The sequence below is a fragment of the Methanocrinis sp. genome (genome assembly GCF_049974945.1).
Taxonomy (GTDB): Archaea; Halobacteriota; Methanosarcinia; order Methanotrichales; family Methanotrichaceae; genus Methanocrinis.
In genome coordinates, this window is the sequence record NZ_JBNGCU010000148.1 from 1 (window position 1) to 3218 (window position 3218).

The 3218-nt window shown below is 62.2% G+C and carries 2 protein-coding genes; both read left to right on the forward strand.

The features are described 5' to 3' along the window. A partial coding sequence (locus ACP5EL_RS09895) for an ATP-dependent DNA ligase (RefSeq protein WP_428402346.1) occupies nucleotides 1-1602 on the forward strand: 1602 nt, incomplete at its 5' end. Next, the coding region (polX, locus tag ACP5EL_RS09900) for a DNA polymerase/3'-5' exonuclease PolX (RefSeq protein ID WP_428402347.1) at nucleotides 1599-3218 on the forward strand (1620 nt) is incomplete at its 3' end. The genes ACP5EL_RS09895 and polX, both read left to right, overlap by 4 nt.

Below are 3218 nucleotides of genomic sequence, written 5' to 3' on the forward strand. Positions count from 1 at the left end.
AAGATCTCCTCCTACTTTCTCCTGGGAAGGATCGGGCCCAAGTACGCCGACCTGGACCTATCGATCGGCGAGAAGACTGCCATCCCGGTCGTCTCCCGGGCCTTCGACCTGGACGAGGAGGAGGTGGAAAGAGGGCTCCGAGAGGCTGGCGACCTGGGGGACATGGCGGAGTCGGCCTGCACGAGAGGGCGAAGCTCCCTCACCCTGGAGGAGGTCTATTCTCTCCTCCACCGGCTGAAACGCTTCTCCGGATCGGGAAGCTCGGAGAGGAGGGCGGACCACCTGGCGGGCCTGCTAGGGCACGCCTCAGCCCGGGAGGCGAAGTACATCGTCCGGATAGCCGTCGGCTCTCTCCGCCTCGGGGTCGGCGAGACGACCATAATCTCGGCCTTCACCTCGGCTTTCACCGACGGGATGGAGAACGAGGGGGTGGTGGAGGACGGCTACAACAAGTGCACCGACATCGGGATGGTGGGCGAGTCGATGTCGCGATACGGCCTCACCGGCGTCCGTCGGTTTTCGATCTCTCTGGGCAGGCCGGTCAAGATGATGCTGGCCCAGAGGGTGGGGGAGGTCTCCGAGATCCTGGAGAAGGTGGAGGGCGAGGAGATCGCCGCCGAGGTGAAGTACGACGGCGAGAGGGTCCAGGTCCACAAGAGGGGGGAGAGGGTGCAGCTCTTCTCCCGCAGGCTCACGGATATCACCGGCCAGTACCCCGACGTCGCCGAGTACGCGAGATCCGCGGTGAGGGCGGAGGAGGCGGTCCTGGACGGGGAGATCGTGGCCAGCAGGGATGGGAAGATCCTCCCCTTCCAGGAGCTGATGCAGAGAAGGCGGAAGTACGAGGTCGAGGAGTACCGGGAGAAGGTTCCCGTCGTCCTCATCCTCTTCGATCTCATATACCTGGAGGGGAGATCGCTTTTGAAGAGGCCCTACCCGGAGAGGAGGAGGCTTTTGGAGGGGGCGGTCGACGAGTCGGACGACGCCCGCCTCGCAGAGAGGATCGTCTCGGAGAACTTCGGAGAGATAATGGGGTTCTTTGAGGAGGCTCTAGAGCGGGGGTTTGAGGGGATCATCGTCAAGTCCACCTCCAAGGGCTCGGTCTACCAGCCGGGCAAGAGGGGCTGGAACTGGATAAAGTGGAAGCGAGAGTACGAAGAGGGGCTGCGGGAGAGCTTCGACGTCGTGGTCGTCGGAAGCTACAGCGGCCGAGGGAAGAGGAGCGAGCATTTCGGGGCCCTCCTCTGCGCCGTCCGCAACACGGAAGAGGACGTCTTCGAGACCTTCACCCGGGTGGGGACGGGTTTTTCTGACCAGGACTTCGAGACGATCGAAGGGGAACTCGAGGACTACCGAATCTCGAAGAGGCCTCCGAGGCTGAAGCTGAAGAAGGAGATGGTCCCCGACCAGTTCTACGAGCCCGCCGTGGTCATCGAGATCATCGGAGCCGAGATCACCAGGAGCCCCGCCCATACCGCCGGAGAGGAGGAAGGAGAAGAGAGGGGTCTCGCCCTGCGGTTTCCCCGCTTTCTGAATATCAGGGAAGACAAGGGGCCGGAAGAGGCCACCACCGTCGAGGAGATCAGGACTCTGAGAGGATGACCACGAACGGAGAGCTGGCGAGAATCTTCAGGGAGATGGCCCTGATGCTGGAGCTGGAGGAGGTTGACTGGAAGCCCCGGGCATACCGGAAGGCCGCCTACGGAATCCAGGATCTCGCACGAGACGTCGGAGAGGTCTACGAGGAGGGAGGAAGAGACGCCCTCCAGAAGATCCCCGGGGTCGGCGAGAGCATGGCAGACCACATCGTCGAGTACCTGGAAGAGGGGAGGATCGAGAAGTTCGATGACTTGAGAGAGAAATATTCTGAGGGGATAACCGAGATCGTAAGCCTGGAGGGGGTGGGGCCGAAGACCGCCAAGAGGTTCGCCCTGGAGCTGGGGGTCTCAAACCCCGAAGAGCTGGAGAGGGCGGCGGAGGAGGGTAGGATCAGGAAGCTTCCCGGCTTCGGAGAGAAGACAGAGGAGAACGTCCTCGCGGCGATCGAGACCTATCGAGAGGGAAGAGAGAGGATGCTGATCAGCGTGGCCCTGCCCACGGCAGAATCGATCGTGGACCATCTGAAAATGACCTCCTCGATGGAGAGGATCGATTACGTCGGCTCCCTGCGGAGGTGGAAGGAGACGATCGGCGACGTGGACATCCTCGTCGCCTCTGAGGAGGCCGAGGGGGTGATGGGAGCCTTCGTGGGGATGGAGGGGGTGGCAAAGGTCATCTCGAGGGGGACGACCAAAAGCACGATCATCCTCGAAGAGGGGGGCGTTCACATCGACCTGCGGGTGATCCCAAAGGAGAGCTACGCCGCGGCGCTTCAGTACTTCACGGGAAGCCGCGAGCACAACATAGCCCTCAGAAAAGAGGCCCTGAAGATGGACCGGAAGCTCTCCGAGTACGGCCTCTTCAAAGAGCCGGGATCGGGAGATCCGATACCCTGCGAAGATGAGGCGGAGATCTACGGAGAGCTGGGGATGGAGTACATCCCTCCCGAGCTGAGGGAGGACCGGGGCGAGATCGAGGCCGCGAAGGCGGGAGAGCTTCCCGACCTGGTCTCGGCCAAAGATGTGAGGGGCGACCTCCACCTCCACACCAAGTACAGTGACGGCACCGCCACCATTGAGGAGATGGCCCGGGCCGCCCGGGAGAGGGGGTACGACTACATCGCCATCACCGACCACTCAAAGTCCGCCCGGATCGCCGGCGGGATGGACGAGGAGACGATTCGAGAGCAGTGGGCGGAGATCGACGAGATCGGAGGCGACTGTGAGATCAGAATCCTGAAGGGCGCCGAGGTCGACATCCTCAAGGACGGCAGCCTCGACTACCCCGAAGAGATCCTGGACGAGCTCGAGATCGTGATCGGATCGGTCCACTCCAGCTTCAAGCTCTCCAGGAAGAGGATGACCCGCCGGATCGAGAGGGCCCTAGATGACGAGCATCTGGACATCCTGGGCCACCCTTCGGGAAGGTTGATCGGAAAGAGGCCCGGATTTGAGGCCGATTTTCCAAGGATCTTCGAGATCGCGACCGAGAGGGGAAAGGTTTTGGAGATCAACGGCCAGCCGGAGAGGATGGACCTGAACGACGTCGGGATCATCGCCGCCGGGGAGAAGGGCGCAAAGTTCTGCATAGATACAGACAGCAGCTCTCCTGCAAATCTG